The organism is Streptomyces sp. BE303, assembly GCF_036290945.1.
Taxonomy (GTDB): Bacteria; Actinomycetota; Actinomycetes; order Streptomycetales; family Streptomycetaceae; genus Kitasatospora.
Genome location: NZ_JAQYWZ010000235.1, coordinates 1 through 19,771 on the forward strand (window position 1 = coordinate 1; position 19,771 = coordinate 19,771).

The 19,771-nt window shown below is 77.2% G+C and carries 2 protein-coding genes; both read left to right on the forward strand.

Annotation, left to right across the window (positions count from 1 at the left end; all coding sequences use genetic code 11):
• Nucleotides 1-12,658, forward strand: a 12,658-nt coding sequence (locus tag PUR56_RS01480) for a type I polyketide synthase (RefSeq protein WP_329947517.1), incomplete at its 5' end; no start/stop codon positions are given.
• Nucleotides 12,659-12,721: 63 nt separating this feature from the next.
• Nucleotides 12,722-19,771: type I polyketide synthase (locus PUR56_RS01485; RefSeq protein ID WP_329947518.1), on the forward strand; the 7,050-nt coding region annotated here is incomplete at its 3' end.

The window sequence follows — 19,771 nt, forward strand, 5'->3', positions numbered from 1 at the left end:
CACCATCACCGGCACCGGCGGCATGGTCTCCCTCACCCACCCCCTCGACCACACCCACCAACTCATCGCCCCCTGGCACGACCGCATCTCCGTCGCCGCCGTCAACGGCCCCACCGCCGTCGTCGTCAGCGGCGACAACGACGCGATCGAGGAACTGCTCGCCGCGGACCCGACCGCCCGCCGGATCCCGGTGGACTACGCCTCGCACTCGGCGCAGGTCGAGCGGATCCGCGAGCGGCTGCTCTCCGACCTGGCCGGCCTGCGCCCGACGGCGGCCCGGCTGCCGTTCTTCTCCACCGTCGACGGCCGCCGGCTGGGCGGCGAGGAGCTGGACGCCGGCTACTGGTACCGCAACCTGCGGCAGACCGTGGAGTTCGAGGCCGCCACCCGGGCCCTGCTGGCCGACGGCTTCCGGTACTTCGTGGAGGCCAGCGCGCACCCGGTGCTGACCTTCGGTGTGCAGCAGAGCGCCGAGGCCGCCGAGGTGGAGGCGGCCGCGCTCGGCACGCTGCGCCGCGACCAGGGCGGACTCCCCCGCTTCCTGCTGGCCCTCGGCGAGGCGCACGCGGCGGGCCGCTCCCCGCACTGGCCGGCCCTCTACGGCGCGCCGCGCGGCGGCCGGCCGGTCGAGCTCCCCGGCTACGCCTTCCAGCGCCGCCGCTACTGGCTCCAGGCCCCCGACCGGCCGCGTCCGGCGACCGATCCGGCCGGCGAGCGGTTCTGGTCGGCGGTGCGCGAGGGCAACCTCGCGGAGCTGACCGACACGCTGGGCGTCGAGCCGCAGGCCCCGCTGAGCACGGTGCTTCCCGCGCTGGCGGACTGGCACGCCCGCAGCCGCGAGCAGGAGCGGGTGGACTCCTGGCACTACCGGGTGACCTGGCGGCGGCTGGCGGCCGGTACGGACGACGCCGCGCCGAGCGGGCGGTGGCTGCTGCTGGTGCCCGCCGCGCGGGCCGACCACCCGCTGGTCGCGGCCTGCACCCGGGTGCTGGCCGGCACCGAGCTGCTGACCGTCGAGCTGGCCGAGGCCGACACCGGGCGCGCCGTGCTGGCCGAGCGGCTGGCCGGACCGGCCGCCGCTCCGCTCGACGGGGTGCTCTCGCTGCTGGCACTGGACGAACGGCCGCACCCGGCGCACCCGGTGGTCCCGGTCGGCCTCGCGCTGAACCTGGCGCTGGTCCAGGCGCTGGCCGACCTGACGGTGGGCTGCCCGCTGTGGTGGGCGACCGCCGGAGCGGTCGCGGTCGGACCGCAGGACGGCCCGCCGAAGCCCGGCCAGCAGCTGAGCTGGGGACTCGGCCGGGTCGCGGCGCTGGAGTACCCGCGCGCCTGGGGCGGCCTGCTGGACCTCCCCGAGCAGCTGGACGACCAGGGCGCGGCCCTGCTGGGCCGGCTGCTGGCCGGGGCCGGCGACGAGGACCAGGTGGCGGTGCGCCGGGACGGCGGCTTCGGGCGGCGGCTGGTCCGCGGCACCCGACGTCCGGCCCGCACCGGGGCCCGGCAGCCCTGGCAGCCGCGCGGGACCGTGCTGATCACCGGCGGAACCGGCGGGATCGGCACCCAGATCGCCCGCTGGATGGCCCGGACCGGCGCCGAGCACCTGGTGCTGGTCGGCCGGGCCGGGCCGCAGGCGCCCGGCGCGAGCGAACTCGCGGCGGAGCTCACCGCACTCGGCTGCCGGGTCACCCTGGCCGCCTGCGACGTGGCCGACCGGGCGGCACTGGGCGCCCTGGTGGAGCGGCTGCGCGCCGACGGCGAGCAGATCCGCTCGGTGCTCCACGCTGCCGGCGCCGGCCTGCTGGTGCCGCTGGCCGACACCGACCTGCCCGAGTTCGCCGACACCCTGTACGCGAAGGTCGGCGGCGCGGCCAACCTCGACGAGCTGTTCCAGGACACCGAGCTGGACGCCTTCGTGCTGTTCTCCTCCATCTCCTCGATCTGGGGCAGCGCCGTCCACGGCGCCTACGCCGCCTCCAACGCCTACCTGGACGCGCTGGCCGAGCGCCGGCACGCGCAGGGCCTGGCCGCCACCTCGGTGGTCTGGGGCATCTGGAGCCCGGAGGGCGGCGCGGGCATGGCCGCGCAGCTGGTGGAGGAGCAGTTGCGGGCGCAGGGCGTGGTGTTCATGCCGCCCGCCCTCGCGGTGACGGCCCTCCAGCAGGTGCTGGACGGCGACGAGGTGGTGCCGATCGTCGCCGACGTGGACTGGGGCAGCTTCGCACCGGTCTTCACCTCGGCACGGCCCAGCCCGCTGATCGGGGACCTGTCCGAGGTGCGGGTGGCGCTGGCCTCCGAACCCGCCCCGGACGAGCCGGCCGGCAGCGCGGGAGAGCTGCGGGAACGGCTGCGCCGGCTCCCCGCCGCCGAACGGGACCGGGAGCTGACCGAGCTGGTGCGCTCGGTCGCCGCCGGGGTGCTGGGCCACGACTCGGCCTCCGCCGTCGACTCGGCGCGGGCCTTCCGCGACCTGGGCTTCGACTCGCTGACCGCCGTGGAGATGCGCAACCGGCTGAACACCGCGACCGGGCTGCGACTGCCGGTGACCGTGGTCTTCGACTACTCCTCCGCGAGCGCGCTGGGCCGGCACCTGGCGGCCGAACTCTTCGGCGCCGGGGCGCCCGCTCCGGCGGCGGCCGTCACGGCCGTCACCACCGTCGCGGCGGACGAGGACCCGGTCGTCATCGTGTCGATGAGCTGCCGCTACCCCGGCGGCATCGACTCCCCCGAACGGCTGTGGCAGGCGCTGGCCGGCGAACTCGACGCGATCGGCGAGCTGCCCGCGGACCGCGGCTGGGACTTGGCCGGCCTCTTCGACGCCGACCCCGACCGCCCGGGCACCAGCTACAGCACCGCCGGCGGCTTCGTGCACGGCGCCGGCGACTTCGACCCGGCGTTCTTCGGCATCTCGCCGCGCGAGGCGCTGGCCATGGACCCGCAGCAGCGGCTGCTGCTGGAGACCTCCTGGGAGGCGTTGGAGCGCGCCGGCATCGACCCGAGCACCCTGCGGGGCTCCCGGGTCGGCGTGTTCGCCGGCGCCGCCTACCAGGGCTACGGCGGCAGCATGGACCGGGTGCCCGACGAGCTGGAGGGCCTGTTCATCGCGGGCGTGTCGACCAGCGTGCTGACCGGGCGGGTGGCGTACACCCTGGGCCTGCGCGGCCCGGCGGTGACCATCGACACCGCCTGCTCGTCCTCACTCGTCGCCGTCCACCTGGCGGCCCGGGCGCTGCGCGCCGGCGAGTGCACGCTCGCGCTGGCCGGCGGCGCCGCGGTGATCGGCACCCCGCTGTCGCTGACCGGATTCAGCCGCCAGCGCGGCCTGGCCGCCGACGGCCGCTGCAAGTCCTTCTCCGCCGAGGCGGACGGCTTCGGGCTGGCCGAGGGCGTCGGCCTGCTGGTACTGGAACGCCTCTCCGACGCGCGGCGCAACGGCCACCCGGTGCTGGCGGTGCTGCGCGGCTCCGCCGTCAACCAGGACGGCGCCAGCAACGGCCTGACCGCCCCCAGCGGCCTGGCGCAGCGCGAGGTGATCCGCCAGGCCCTGGCCGACGCCGGGCTGACCGGCGCCGAGGTCGACGCGGTCGAGGCGCACGGCACCGGCACCCGGCTCGGCGACCCGATCGAGGCCGACGCGGTGCTGGCCACCTACGGGCAGGACCGCCCGGCGGGCCGGCCGCTGCTGATGGGCTCGCTGAAGTCGAACATCGGGCACACCCAGGCCGCCGCGGGGGTCGGCGGGATCATGAAGATGGTGCTGGCGATGCGGCACGGCGTGCTGCCGCGCTCGCTGCACCTGGGTGAGCCGTCGCCCAACGTGGACTGGACGGCGGGCGCCGTCGAGCTGCTGACCGAGGCCCGCCCCTGGGAGGGCGGAGCCGAGCGGCCGCGCCGGGCCGGGGTCTCCTCGTTCGGGCTGAGCGGCACCAACGCGCACGTGATCGTCGAGCAGCCGCCGGCCGAGCCGCCGGCAGCCGAGCGGGCCGCCGCCCGCCGGGCCGTGCCGTGGCTGCTCTCCGGACGCAGCCCGGAGGCGCTGCGGGCGCAGGCCGAGCAGCTGCGCACGCTGGCCGAGCAGGGCCACGAGCCGGTGGACGTGGGCTGGTCGCTGGCCACCACCAGGACCGCCTTCGAGCACCGCGCGGCCGTGGTCGCCACCGAGCCGGCCGAGTTCGCGCGCGGGCTGGACGCGCTGATCGCCGGCCGCACCGGGGCCGGCCTGGCCCGGGGCGTGGCCGGGCAGCACGGCCGCACCGTCCTCGTCTTCCCCGGCCAGGGTTCGCAGTGGGTCGGCATGGCCCTCGAACTCCTGGACACCGAGCCGGTGTTCGCCGAGCGGCTGGCGGAGTGCGAGCGGGCCCTGGCGCCTTACACGGACTACTCGCTGCTGGAGGTGCTGCGCTCGGACGACCCGATGGACCGGGTGGACGTGGTGCAGCCGGTGCTGTTCGCGATGATGGTCTCGCTCGCCGCCCTGTGGCGCTCGTACGGCGTCGTGCCGGACGCGGTGGTGGGCCACAGCCAGGGCGAGGTCGCCGCCGCGGTGGTGGCCGGCGCGCTGAGCCTGGAGGACGGCGCCAAGGTGGTCGGGCTGCGGAGCCGGGCGCTGCGGGTCCTGGCCGGGCGGGGCGCGATGCTGTTCGTGCCCCTGGCGGTGGAAGAACTGACCGACCGGCTGGCCGCGTTCGGCGACCTGATCGGGGTGGCGGCGGTCAACAGCCCGACCTCGGTGGCGCTCTCCGGCGATCCGGCCGCGCTGGCCGAGCTGTCGGACGCGCTGTCGGCCGACGGCGTGATGAACTGGCGCGTCCCCGGGGTGGACTTCGCCGGGCACTCGGCCCAGGTGGAGGAGATCGAGCAGGAGCTGCTGACCCTGCTGGCGGACGTGTCGCCGCGCGCCGGCGAGAGCGTCTTCTACTCCACCGTCACCGGTGGGCCGCTGGACGGCGGGCTGCTGGACGCCGGCTACTGGTACCGCAACCTGCGCCGGCCGGTGGAGTTCGGGCGTACCGCCCGCGCGCTGCTGGCCGACGGCTACGACGTGTTCGTGGAGTCGTCCACGCACCCCGCGCTGACCGTCTGGCTGGAGCAGGCCGCCGAGGCGGCGGGCACCGGCGCCGCGGTGGCCGGCACGCTGCGCCGGGACGAGGGCGGCCGGGAGCGGTTCCTCACCTCGCTGGCCGAACTGCACGTGCGGGGCGCCGCGGTGGACCTCGCCGCGCCGTTCGCCGGCGCGTCGGCCCGGCGCACCGAGCTGCCCACCTACCCGTTCCAGCGCTCCCACTTCTGGATGGTGCCCGAGGCGGACGGGCAGCCGGAGGCGGCGCCGCTGGACGAGGGTTTCTGGAACGCGGTGGGCCGCGGGGACGCGGCCGCGCTGGTCGACTCGCTGCGGATCGAGGACGCCGGCACCCGCGCGGCCCTGAGCGGTGTGCTGCCCGCGCTGGGCGACTGGCTCGGGCGCAGCCGGGACCGCGCCGCGGTGGACGGCTGGCGCTACCGGGTCCAGTGGCGGCCGCTGACGGCCGTCACGGGCTCCGGCCCCCGGGGGAGCTGGCTGGTCGCCGTCCCGGCGTCGGCGGCGGACCACCCGCTGGTCGCGGACTGCGTCCTGGCGCTGGGCGAGCACGGTGCCGAGGCGGCGGTGCTGACGGTCGCCGACGCCGACCGGGCCGCACTGGCCGCGCGGCTCGGCGAGCTGCGGCCGGACGGCGTGCTGTCGCTGCTGGCGCTGGACGAGCGGCCGCACGCGGAGGGCTCCGCGCTGCCGGCCGGACTGGTCGCGCTGGTGGCGCTGCTCCAGGCGCTCGGCGACGCCGTCCCGGACGCCTCGCTGTGGTGCGCGACCAGCGGCGCGGTGTCGGTGGGCCGCTCGGACCCGCTGAGCGGCCCCGCGCAGGCGACGGCCTGGGGCCTCGGCGGGGTCGCCGCGGTGGAGTACCCGCAGCGCTGGGCCGGGCTGGTGGATCTGCCCGCCCGGCTCGACGACCGGGCGCGGGCCCGGTTGGCCGGGGTCCTGGCCGGCGGCGAGGGCGAGGACCAGGTGGCGGTTCGCTCCGCCGGCCTGTTCGCCCGTCGGCTGGTCCCGGCCGGGACCGGCGCGCGCACCCCGGCGCGGGCCTGGACGCCACCGGCGGACGGCACGGTGCTGGTCACCGGCGGCACCGGCGCGCTGGGCGCGCGGGTGGCCCGCTGGCTGGCCCGGGGCGGGGCGCGCCATCTGCTGCTGACCGGCCGCCAGGGTCCGGCGGCGCCGGGTTGCGCCGAACTCGTCGCCGAGCTCGCCGAGTCGGGGGCGGAGGCCACCGTGGTGGCGTGCGACGTCTCCGACCGGGAGCAGGTGGCGACGCTGCTCGCCGGCATCCCGGCCGAGCTGCCGCTGCGCGCGGTGGTGCACGCGGCGGGCGTGCTGGACGACGGCGTGCTGGACACGCTGACGGCGCAGCGGGCGGCGCACGTGCTGCGGCCCAAGATGGACGCGGCGCTGCACCTGGACGAGCTGACCCGGGACCACGAGCTGTCGGCCTTCGTGCTGTTCTCCTCGCTGGCCGGCACGCTGGGCGGCACGGGGCAGGGCAGTTACGCGGCGGCCAACGCCTTCCTGGACGCCCTGGCCGAGCAGCGCCGGGCGGCCGGACGGGCGGCCACCTCGGTGGCCTGGGGCCTGTGGGGCGGGGAGAGCCTGGCCGGTGGCGCGGTGAGCGAGCGGCTGATCCGCAACGGCCTTCCGGCGATGGACCCCGATGCCGCGCTCGTCGCCCTCCAGCAGGCACTGGACCACGACGACAGCACGGTGGTGGTGGCCGACTTCGCCTGGGAGCGGTTCGTCCGCGCCTACACGGCGCTGCGACCCAGCGCCGTACTCAAGGACCTTCCGCAGGCCGCGGCGGGCGCCGCGACGGCCGGTGAGGAGTCGTCGCCGGCGGCCCGGCTGGCCCGACTGCCGCTGCCCGAGCGCCGGGCGGCGCTGGGCGAGCTGATCCGCGGCGAGGTCGCCGCGGTGCTGGGCCACGCTGATCCGTCGGCGATCGAGCCCGAGCGGGTCTTCAAGGACATCGGCTTCGACTCGCTGACCGCCGTGGAACTGCGCAACCGGCTGGCCGGGGCGACCGGACTGCGACTGTCGGTCACCCTGGTCTTCGACTTCCCGACCACGGCCGTGCTCACCGACCACCTGCTCGCCCGACTCCCGGGCGGCGACCCGGCGGCGGCCGAGGCGGCGGTCCAGGCCGTGGACGAGGCGGCGGCAGCCGTCGAGGCCGCCCCGGACGCGGCCGACGACCCGGTCGCGATCGTCGCGATGGGCTGCCGCTTCCCCGGCGAGGTGCGCTCGCCGGAGGACCTGTGGCGGCTGCTGATGAGCGGCACCGACGCGATCTCGGGCTTCCCCACCGACCGCGGCTGGGACCTGGAGGGCCTCTACGACCCGGACGGCGCGACGGTCGGCACCACCTACGCCCGCGAGGGCGGCTTCCTCTACGACGCCGCCGACTTCGACCCGGCGTTCTTCGGGATCTCGCCGCGCGAGGCGGTCTCGGTCGATCCGCAGCAGCGGCTGCTCCTCGAAGTGGCCTGGGAGGCGTTCGAGCGGGCCGGGATCGACCCGACGACGCTCAAGGGCAGCCGGGGCGGGGTCTTCGTCGGCTCCAGCTACCGGGACTACGGCTCCCGGATGACCAAGCCGTCGGAGGAGTTCGAGGGCTACCTGGGCATCGGCAGCGCCGGCAGCGTGGCATCGGGGCGGATCGCCTACACCTTCGGCCTGGAGGGCCCCGCCGTCACGGTGGACACCGCCTGCTCCTCGGCGCTGGTGGCCCTACACCTGGCCGCCCAGGCGCTGCGCGCCGGCGAGTGCTCGCTGGCGCTGGCCGGCGGCGTGACGGTGATGGCCCGGCCGGACGCGTTCGTCGAGTTCAGCCGCCAACGCGGGCTGGCGCCCGACGGCCGGTGCAAGCCCTTCGCCGCGGCCGCCGACGGCACCGCCTGGGCAGAGGGCGCCGGGCTGGTGCTGCTGGAGCGCCTCAGCGACGCCCGCCGCAACGGCCACCCGGTGCTCGCCCTGGTCCGCGGCTCGGCGGTCAACCAGGACGGCGCCAGCAACGGCCTGACCGCCCCCAACGGCCCCTCGCAGCAGCGGGTGATCCGCCAGGCGCTGGCCTCGGCGGGCCTGTCCGCCGCCGAGGTCGACGCGGTGGAGGCGCACGGCACCGGCACCAAGCTGGGTGACCCGATCGAGGCGCAGGCCCTGCTGGCCACCTACGGACAGCAGCGCGGGGACGAACGCCCCCTGCTGCTGGGCTCGTTGAAGTCCAACATCGGCCACAGCCAGGCCGCCGCCGGCATCGCGGGCGTGATCAAGATGGTGCTGGCGATGCAGCACGGGATCCTGCCCGGCACCCTGAACGTCGACCGGCCCTCGCCGTTCATCGACTGGACCGCGGGCGCCGTGGAACTGCTCACCGAGCACACCGCGTGGCCCGCCACCGACCACCCGCGCCGGGCCGGTATCTCCTCCTTCGGTGTCAGCGGCACCAACGCGCACACCGTGCTGGAGCACGTCCCGGCCGAGGCGGCGGAGCCGTCGGCGCCCGCCGGGGGACCGTGGCTGCTGTCGGCCCGGACCCCCGAGGCGCTGCGCGGGCAGGCCGCCCGGCTGCTGGAGCACGAACGGACCGGACCGGACCGGGACCCGGGCGCCGCGCTGGCCGCCGGCCGGGCGGGCTTCGAGCACCGCGCCGTGCTGCTCGGCGCCGACCGTGCCGCGCGCGCCGGGGCACTGGCCGCGCTGGCCGCCGGCACCGAGCACCCCGGCGTGGTCACCGGCACCGCCGGCCGGCCCGGCAGGACCGCCTTCCTGTTCTCCGGACAGGGCAGTCAGCGGCCCGGCATGGGCCTGGAGCTCTACCGCTCCCAGCCGGTCTTCGCGGACGCCTTCGACCGGGTCTGCGCCGCACTGGACCCGCTGCTGGAACGCCCGCTGCACGAGGTGATCGCGGACGGCGAGGCCCTGGCCCGCACCGAGTACACCCAGCCGGCCCTGTTCGCGCTCGGCACCGCGCTGTTCGAGCTGGCCGGGCACTGGGGCATCACCCCCGACTACCTGCTCGGCCACTCGATCGGCGAGCTCACCGCCGCCCATGTCGCCGGGGTGCTCTCACTGCCCGACGCGGCCGCCCTGGTGGCGGCCCGCGGACGGCTGATGCAGGCGATGCCGGCCGGCGGCGCGATGGTGGCGCTGACCGTCTCGGCCGAGGAGCTGGCACCGATGCTCGCCGAGCGGGCCGACGTCCTCTCCCTGGCCGCCGTCAACGGCCCGGCCTCGACCGTGGTCTCCGGCGACCCGCGGGCGGTGGCGGAACTCGCCGCGCACTGGGAGGCCCTGGGCCGGCGCTCGCGCCGGCTGCGGGTCAGCCACGCCTTCCACTCCCCGCACATGGACGGGATGCTGGCCGAGTTCCGCGCGGTGGCGAGCACCCTGGAGTTCCGCCCGCCGCGGATCCCGCTGGTCGCCAACCGGACCGGGGCCCTCGCCACCGCCGAACAGCTGGCCTCCCCCGAGCACTGGGTCGACCAGGTGCGCGGCACGGTCGAGTTCCGGGCCGGCATCGACCGCCTGGAGGCGGCCGGCGTCGACCGCTACCTCGAACTGGGTCCGGACGGCTCACTGACCGGGCTCGGCCAGGACTGCCTGGCCGAGCGGTCACCCGGCGCGCTGCTGGTTCCGCTGCTGCGCCGCGACCAGCCCGAGGAGACGGCACTGACCGCCGCGCTGGCCCGGTTGCACGCCCACGGCACACCGGTGGACTGGAGCCGCCGCTTCCCGCCGACCGCCCCGCGCGAGGCCGCCGGCCTGCCCACCTACGCCTTCCAGCACCGGCGCTACTGGCTGGAGGCGACCGCCCCCGAGGCCGACCTGCCGTCGGCCGGGCTGCTGGCGGTGGACCACCCGCTGCTCGGCGCGGCGGTCGAACTGGCCGGCGGCGAGGGCTTCCTGTTCACCACCCGGCTCTCCTGCCGGACCCAGCCGTGGCTGGCCGACCACCGGGTCTTCGACGGCGTGCTCTTCCCCGCCACCGGCTTCCTGGAACTGGCCGTGCGGGCCGCCGACCAGGCGGACTGCGGGCAGGTCGAGGAACTGACCCTGCAGGCCCCCCTGGTGCTCTCCGCCACCGGCGGAACGGTGCTCCAGCTCCTGATCGGCGCCCCCGAGCCGTCCGGCGCCCGGAGCCTGACGGTGTACGCCCGGCCGGAGGACGGCCCCGAGGAGGAGTGGACCCGGCACGCCGACGGCCTGCTCGCCCCGGCCGCGCCCGCCGAGCCCGACGACCTCGTGCAGTGGCCGCCGGCCGGCGCCGTCCCGCTGCCCGTCGACGGCCTGTACGAGCGGTTCGCCGCCGGCGGCTTCGGCTACGGCCCGGCGTTCCAGGGCCTGCGCGCGGCCTGGCGCCTCGGCGAGCAGGTGTTCGCCGAGGCCGAGCTGCCGGACGGCCCGCGCGGCGAGGCCGGCCGCTACGGCCTGCACCCCGCGCTGCTGGACGCCGCCCTGCACGCACTGGTCTTCGACGTCCTGCCGGGCACCGGGCCCGAGGGCGAGAGCCAGGGATGGCTGCCGTTCTCCTGGACCGGCGTCGCCCTGCACGCCCGGGGCGCGGCGTCGGTCCGGCTGCGGCTGACGCCCACCGGGCGCGACTCGGTGGCCGTGCTGGTCGCCGACAGCACCGGGCGTCCGGTCGCCTCGGCCGAGTCGCTGGTGCTGCGCCCGGTCTCCGCCGACCAGGTGCGCCCGGCCCGCACCGCCCTCCACGAGGAGCTGTACCGGGTCGAGTGGAGGCGGCCGGCCCTGCCGGACACCGACGCAGCGACCTGGACCGAGCTGCCGGCCGGCGGGCGCGTCGCCGACCTGCTCGCCGCCGACGGGCCGGTGCCCGCACTGGTGCTGGCCCGCTGCGGACAGGAGGGCACCGGGCCACTGGCCGACGCCGTGCGGGCGGCCACCGGGCACGCGCTGGAGACGGTCCGCGACTGGCTGGCCGAGGACCGGCTGGCCGGCAGCACCCTGGCGCTGGTCACCGAGGGGGCCGTCGCGACGCAGCCCGGCGACGACGTCACCGACCTCGCGCAGGCCGCCGTCTGGGGCCTGCTGCGCTCGGCGCAGACCGAGAACCCCGGCCGGTTCGTCCTGCTGGACCTCGACGACCTGCCCTCCTCCCGGGCGGCACTGGGCGCAGCGCTGGCGAGCGGCGAGCCGCAGGTCGCACTGCGCGACGGCGCGGCCTTCGTACCCCGGCTGGCCCGGGTGCCGCGCGCCGAGGACCCGGCCACGCCGGCCTGGGATCCCGAGGGCACGGTACTGGTCACCGGTGGCACCGGCGCGATCGGCGCCCATGTCGCCCGTCACCTGGTGACCGAGCACGGCGTGCGGCACCTGGTGCTGACCAGCCGCAGCGGCCTGCTGGCCGAGGGCGCCCCGGAGCTGCGCGACGAACTGACCCGGCTCGGCGCACTGGTCGAGGTGGCCGCCTGCGACGCCGCCGACCGGCAGGCGCTGGCCGCCCTGCTGGACGGCCTGCCGGCCGAGCACCCGCTGACCGCCGTGGTGCACGCCGCGGGCGTGCTGGCCGACGGCCTGGTCGCCGAGATGACGCCCGAACAGCTCGACACCGCGCTGCGCCCCAAGGTCGACGCGGCCGTCCACCTGCACGAGCTGACGGAAGGGACCAAGCTCTCCGCGTTCCTGCTCTTCTCCTCACTGGCCGGCGTCTTCGGCGGCATGGGCCAGGGCAACTACGCGGCGGCCAACGCCTTCCTCGACGGCCTGGCGCAGCGCCGCCGGGCCCGGGGGCTGACCGCCGGCTCGCTGGCCTGGGGCCTGTGGGCGAACAGCACCGGCATGACCGGCGGCCTGGACGAGGCCGACCTGCGGCGGATCGCGCGCGGCGGGATCGTCGCCTTCGCCCCGCGGGAGGGCCTGGAACTGTTCGACGCGGCGCACGGCGTGGACGAGGCGATGGTGCTGCCGGTCCGGCTGGACACCCGGGCGATCGCCGCGCAGGCGGGCACCGGCGGCGTCCCCGCCCTGCTGCGCGGCCTGGTCCGGGCGCCGGCCCGGCGCGAGGCGGCGGCGGCCGGAGCGGCCGCCGCGGACGCGCCGCAGGCCCTGCTGCACCGGCTGGCCGGACTCGGCGAGCCGCAGCGGGCCCGGGTGCTGCTGGAGCTGGTCCGCTCGCACGTCGGCCTGATCCTGGGCTTCTCCCCGCAGGAGAGCGTGTCGGCCGACCGCGGCCTCCTGGAACTCGGCTTCGACTCGCTGACCGCCGTCGAACTGCGCAACCGGCTGCGCGCGGCCACCGGCCTGCGGCTGCCCGCCACCCTGCTCTTCGACCACCCGAGCACGACCGCGATCGCCGCGCACCTCGGCGAGCAGCTGGTCCCGGCGCCCGCCGAGCCGCAGGTCGCCGGGCTGGCCGAACTGGAACGGCTGGAACAGGCGCTGGCCGCCGACCCGCTGGACCCGGCGCTGGCCGGGCGGCTCCAGGCCCTGCTCTCCCGGGTCGCCCCGGACGCCTCCGGCGGCCCGGCGGACGGCCTGGAGGAACGGATGGCCACAGCCGGCGACGACGACCTCTTCGACTTCATCGAGAACGAGCTGGGGCTGTCATGACGGACACGCCGCCGGACCCGCGTGCCCCGCACCCCCGCAACCCGCTGACGAAGGTGACCACCGGTGAATGACGACAAGCTGCGCGACTACCTCAAGCGTGTCGCGACCGACCTGCACCGCACCCGCCAGCGACTGCAGGAGGTCGAGGCCAAGGACCACGAGCCGATCGCCGTCGTCGCGATGAGCTGCCGCTACCCCGGCGGGGTCACCTCGCCCGAGGAGCTCTGGGAGCTGGTCGCCGGCGGTGTCGACGCCGTCACCCCGTTCCCGGCCGACCGCGGCTGGGACCTGGACGCGCTGGTCGACAAGGACCGCGGACGGCCGGACACCAGCTACGCCGACGAGGGCGGCTTCCTGAGCGGGGTCGGCGCCTTCGACCCCGGCCTCTTCGGCATCTCGCCGCGCGAGGCGCTGGCCATGGACCCGCAGCAGCGGCTGCTGCTGGAGACCGGCTGGGAGGCCTTCGAGCGCGCCGGGATCGACGCCCGCACGCTGCGCGGCAGCCGCACCGGCGTCTTCCTCGGCGTGATGTACCAGGACTACGCGGTGCGGCTGCGCCGGGTGCCCGAGGACGTCGCCGGCTACCTGGGCAACGGCAGCTCCGACAGCGTCGCCTCCGGCCGGATGGCCTACACCTTCGGCCTGGAGGGCCCCACGCTCAGCGTGGACACCGCCTGCTCCTCCTCGCTGGTGGCCATCCACCTGGCCGCGCAGGCGCTGCGCTCCGGCGAGTGCGCGCTGGCGCTGGCCGGCGGCGCGATGGTGATGTCCACCCCGGTGCCGTTCGTGGAGATGAGCCGGCAGGGCGGGATGGCCGCCGACGGCCGCAGCAAGTCCTTCTCGGCGGACGCGGACGGCACCGGTTGGGGCGAGGGCGTCGGACTGCTGCTGCTGGAGCGCCTCAGCGAGGCGCGCCGCAACGGGCACCCGGTGCTCGCCGTCGTCCGGGGCACCGCCGTCAACCAGGACGGCGCCAGCAGCCGGCTGTCCGCGCCCAACGGCCCGGCCCAGCAGCGGGTGATCCGCCAGGCGCTGGCCGCCGCACGGCTGGGCGTCGCCGACGTCGACGTGGTCGAGGCGCACGGCACCGGCACGCCGCTGGGCGACCCGATCGAGGCCCAGGCGCTACTTGCCACCTACGGGCAGGACCGCCCGGCGGACCGGCCGCTGCTGCTGGGCTCGCTGAAGTCCAACATCGGCCACACCCAGGCCGCGGCGGGCGTCGGCGGGGTGATCAAGATGGTGCTGGCGATGCGGCACGGCATCGTCCCGCCGACCCTGCACGCCGAGCGGCGCACCGAGCAGGTCGACTGGGAGGCCGGCGCCGTCGAGCTGGTGACCGAGGCGCGGGACTGGCCCGAGACCGGCCGGCCCCGGCGGTCGGCGGTCTCGTCCTTCGGCGTCAGCGGGACCAACGGGCACGTCGTCCTGGAGGCCGCCCCGCCGCTCGAAACGCCCGCCCCGGACGCGGACCCGGCTTTGGACCCGCACGCGGACGGCCCGCACGCCGACGGCCCGGCGCCGCGCACCCGCGGCCCGCTGCCCTGGGTGCTCTCCGGCCACACCGCGCCCGCGCTGCGCGCCCAGGCCGAGCGGCTGCGCGCACACCTGCTGGAGCGTCCCGACGCGAGCCCGGCGGAGGTCGGGCACGCGCTGGCCACCACCCGCACCGCCCTGGACCACCGCGCGGTGCTGGTCGCGGAGGACCGGGACGGCTTCCTGGAGCGGCTCGCGGCGCTGGCCGCCGACGAGGAGGCGCCCGGACTGCTGCGCGGCCGGGCGGGGACCGGCGGCGCGCTGGCCATGGTGTTCCCCGGACAGGGCACGCAGTGGGCCGGCATGGCGATCGAACTCCTCGACCGCGAACCGGTCTTCGCCCGGCGGATGGCCGACTGCGCGGCGGCGCTCGCCCCGTGGTCGGAGCGCTCCCCGGTGGAGCTGCTGCGCTCGGGCGAGCCGGTCGAGCGGGTGGAGGAGGTGCAGCCGCTGCTCTTCGCGGTAATGGTCTCCCTGGCCGCCGTCTGGGCGTCCTACGGCGTCGAACCGGCCGCGGTCGTCGGCCACAGCCAGGGCGAGATCGCCGCCGCCGTCGTCGCCGGCGCGCTGAGCCTGGAGGACGGCGCCAAGGTGGTCGCACTGCGCAGCCGGGCACTGCGGGCGCTCGCCGGGCAGGGCGGGATGCTCTCCGTCGCGCTGCCGGCCGAGCAGGTCCGGGCCCGGATCGCGCCGTGGGGCGAGCGCCTGGCGCTGGCCGCGGTGAACGGGCCGTCCGCCGTCGTGGTGTCCGGCGAGCCGCAGGCGCTCGCCGAGCTGACGGCCGAGCTGACCGCCGCGGGCGAGCGGGCGAGGGACGTCCCGGTGGACTACGCCTCGCACGGCCCGCAGGTCGCCGCCGTCGAGCAGGAGCTGCTGCGCGAGCTGGCGGGCATCACGCCGCGGGCGGGCCGGGTGCCGTTCTACTCCTCCGTCACCGGCGCCCCGCTGGACACCGCCGGGCTGGACGCCGCGTACTGGTACCGCAACCTGCGCCGCACCGTGGAGTTCGAGGCCGCCACCGGGGCCCTGCTGGCCGACGGCTACCAGGTCTTCCTGGAGGCCGGCCCGCACCCCGTGCTCACCCCCGCGATCCAGGACAGCGCGGAGGCGGCCGGCGCGGACGCCTGCGTGCTGGGCACGCTGCGCCGCGGCGAGGGCGGCCCGGCCCGGTTGCTCGCCTCGCTGGGGGAACTCCAGCTGCGCGGGGTGCCGATCGACTGGGACGCCGTCTTCGGCGGTCGCCCGGCGGCGCCGGTGGAGCTGCCGACCTACGCCTTCCAGCGCGAGGACTACTGGCTGGACGACGCCTCGGCGGCGCCCGGCGACCTGGCGGCGGCGGGCCTGGAAACTGCCGGGCACCCGCTGCTGGGCGCCATGGTGACGCTCGCCGACCAGGACAGCGTGGTCTTCACCGGCTCGCTCTCGCTGCGCACCCACCCGTGGCTGGCCGACCACGCCGTCCGCGGCTCGGTGCTGCTGCCCGGAACGGCGTTCCTGGACCTCGCGGTCCGGGCCGGCGACCAGGTCGGCTGCCCGGTCGTGCGGGAGTTCACCCTCGGTGCGCCGCTGGTGCTGCCCGAGCGGGGCGGCGTGCGGCTGCGGCTGACGGTCGGCCCGCCGGACGGTCGCGGCGAGCGGCCCGTCACGCTGCACGCGCAGTCCCCCGAGGCGGACCCGGAGGCGGCCTGGGTGCGGCACGCCGAGGGACTGCTGGGCTCGCCGTCCGCGGCCGAGGCGGTCCGCGAGGGCGAGGAGCTGGACCAGTGGCCGCCGGCCGGCGCCGTCCCGCTCGACCTGACCGGGATGTACCCGCGCTTCGCCGCGGCCGGCTTCGGCTACGGCCCGGCGTTCCAGGGGCTGACGGCGGCCTGGCAGCGCGGCGGGGAGCTGTTCGCGCAGGCCGAGCTGAGCGCCGGTCAGCAGGGCGAGGCGGGCCGCTACGGACTGCACCCGGCGCTGCTGGACGCGGCCCTGCACGCCACCGGGCTGGGCCCGGCGGCCGAGGGGCGGATGCCGTTCAGCTGGACCGGCGTGACCCTGCACGCCTCGGGCGCCGCGGCGCTGCGGCTGCGGCTGACCCCGACCGGTGAGAACACCCTGGCGCTGGCCGCCGCCGACCCGGCCGGGCGGCCGGTCGCCACGGTGGACGCGCTGGTGCTGCGCCCGGCCCCGGCCGACGGCGCGCCGGGCACCCCCCGGGGGAACGAGTCGCTGTTCGGCCTGGAGTGGGTCCCCGTCGAGGCCGGCGCCCCCGCCGACACCGCCCGGTGGACCCTGCTCGACGCACCGGACGACCTCCCGGGGCTCACCGACGCCCCGCCGGTGGTGCTGGTGCGGGTCGGCGGCGCGGCGAGCGTCCGCGAGTCGGCGCACCGCGCGCTCGGCCTGCTGCAGGGGTGGCTGTCGGACGAGCGGTTCACCGGCTCCCGCCTCGTCCTGGTGACCGACGGGGCGGTGGCCACCGGCCCGGACGAGGACGTCCCCGACCTCGCGCACAGCGGCGTCTGGGGCCTGGTGCGTTCGGCGCTGGCCGAACACCCCGGCCGGTTCGGTCTGCTGGACCTGCCCGCGGACGCGTCCGCGCTGCTCCCGGCGGCGGCCGCCGCGTTCGGCGCGCCGAACGCCGAGGACCAGCTCGCGGTGCGCGACGGCCTGCTGCGCGCGCCCCGGCTGGCCCGGATCCCGGCGCCCGACGGCCCGCCCGCGGCCCTGGACCCGGACGGCACCGTGCTGATCACCGGTGGCACCGGCACGCTGGGCGCCGAGGTCGCCCGGCACCTGGTGCGCGCGCACGGCGTGCGGCACCTGCTGCTGGCCGGCCGTCAGGGGCCCACCGCCCCGAGCGCCGCCGAACTGGCCGCCGAACTCGCCGGGGCGGGCGCCGCCGTCACGGTGTCGGCGTGCGACGTCGGCGACCGCGCGGCGCTGGCCGCGCTGCTGGCCGACGTCCCGGCCGCGCACCCGCTGACCGCCGTGGTGCACGCCGCGGGCGCGCTGGACGACGGCGTGCTCACCGCGCTGACCCCGGAGCGTCTGGACGCCGTCCTCGCGCCCAAGGCCGAGGCGGCCCTGCACCTGCACGAGCTGACCGCCGGTCAGCCACTGGCCGCGTTCGTGCTGTTCTCCTCGGCGGCCGGCGTCTTCGGCGGCCCCGGGCAGGCCAACTACGCGGCGGCGAACGCCGTCCTGGACGCCCTCGCGCAGCACCGGCGGGCCCGCGGCCTGGCCGGGCAGTCGCTGGCCTGGACGCTCTGGGCCCAGCGCAGCGCGCTGACCGGCGTGCTGGACGAGGAGGGCGAGCGCAGGCTGGCCCGCTCCGGGATGCCCGCGCTCACCACCGCGCAGGGCCTGGCGCTGCTGGACGCGGCGCTCGCCGTCGACCGGCCCGCCCTGGTCCCGATCCGGCTGGACCTGGCGGCGTTGCGGGCCGACGCCGAGACCCGCCCCGTCCCCGGCCTGCTGCGCGCCCTGGTGCGCGGGCCGCTGCGGCGCTCGGCCACCCGCGCGGCGCCCGACGGCACGCCGGGCGGCCCGCTGGGCGCGCTGCCCGCGGCCGAGCGGGAGCCCGCGCTGCTGGCCCTGATCCGCTCCCAGGTGGCGGCCGTGCTCGGCCACGCCTCGCCGGAGGCGGTGGAGGCCGGCCGGGCCTTCCGCGACCTGGGCTTCGACTCGCTCGCCGCCGTCGAGCTGCGCAACCGGCTGAACCTGGCGACCGGCCTGCGGCTGCCCGCCACGCTGGTCTTCGACCACCCGTCGCCGACCGTGCTCGCACGGCACCTGCGGGCCGAGCTCTTCGGCGCCCAGGACGGCGCGGCCGGGGCCCCGGCGGCAGGCCGGGCCCGCGGGACCGGCGCGACCGCGGCCACCGGCGACGACCCGATCGCGATCGTCGCGATGGGCTGCCGTTTCCCGGGCGGCGTGCGCACCCCGGACGAGCTGTGGCGGCTGGTCGCCGAGGGCGCCGACGGCGTCGGACCGTTCCCGGCCGACCGCGGCTGGGACCTGGAGGCGCTCTACGATCCCGACCCCGAGCACCGCGGCACCTCCTACGCCCGGGAGGGCGGTTTCCTGGACGCCGTCGGCGGCTTCGACGCGGAGTTCTTCGGCATCTCGCCGCGCGAGGCCGTGGCGATGGACCCGCAGCAGCGGCTGCTCCTGGAGATCACCTGGGAGGCCTTCGAACGGGCCGGCATCGACCCGACCGGGCTGGCCGGTGCGTCGGCCGGTGTCTTCGTCGGCCTGATGCAGCAGGACTACGCGGCCCGGCTGCTGCCGCACATCCCGGAGGAGGTCGAGGGCTTCCTCGGCACCGGCAACTCGGGCAGCATCGTGTCCGGCCGGCTGGCGTACGTCTTCGGCCTGGAGGGCCCCGCCGTCACGGTGGACACCGCCTGCTCGTCCTCGCTGGTCGCCCTCCACCTGGCCGCCCGGTCCCTGCGGCACGGGGAGTGCGACCTGGCGCTGGCGGGCGGCGTGACCGTGATGTCCAGCCCGGAGCTGTTCGTCGAGTTCAGCCGGCAGGGCGGGCTCGCGCCGGACGGGCGGTGCAAGCCGTACGCGGCCGCCGCCGACGGGACGGGCTTCGGCGAGGGCGCGGGCATCCTGCTGCTGGAGCGGCTCAGCGACGCGCGGCGGCTGGGGCACCCCGTGCTCGCCGTGGTCCGGGGCACGGCCGTCAACCAGGACGGTGCGAGCAACGGCCTGACCGCCCCCAACGGCCCCTCCCAGCAGCGGGTGATCCGCGCGGCACTGGCCGACGCCGGCCTGCGGGCCGCCGAGGTCGACGCGGTGGAGGGGCACGGCACCGGCACGCGGCTCGGCGACCCGATCGAGGCCCAGGCGCTGCTGGCCACCTACGGCCAGGACCGGCCCGAGGGCCGGCCGCTCTGGCTGGGCTCGCTGAAGTCCAACATCGGGCACACCTCGGCCGCCGCCGGGGTCGGCGGGGTAATCAAGACGGTCCTGGCGATGCGGCACGGGGTACTGCCCAAGAGCCTGCACGTGGACGGCCCGTCGCCGCATATCGACTGGTCGGCGGGGGCGGTGGAGCTGCTGACGCAGGCCCGTGCCTGGGAGACCGAGGACGGGCGGCCGCGCCGGGCCGGCGTCTCCTCCTTCGGCGTGAGCGGCACCAACGCCCACGTCGTCCTCGAACAGGCCCACGAGAACGAGCCTGCGGAACCGGAGCCCACGGAACCGGAGCACGACGCGGACCCGGTCGTCCCCTGGCTGCTGTCCGCCCGCTCCCCCGAAGCGCTGCGCGACCAGGCCGCACAACTGCTGACCCTCGACGGGCACCCCACCGACATCGCCCACTCACTCGCCACCGGCCGCGCCGCCTTCGACCACCGCGCCGTCACCATCGGCACCCACCACCGACTGCACGACGCCCTCACCGCACTCAGCGAGGACACCCCCCACCCCGACCTCGTCCAGGGCACCCCCCACCACCCCGGCCGCACCGTCTTCGTCTTCCCCGGCCAGGGCTCCCAGTGGCCCGGCATGGCCGCCGCACTCCTCGACACCGAACCCGTCTTCGCCGAGAAGATCACCCAGTGCGAGAAGGCCCTCGCCCCA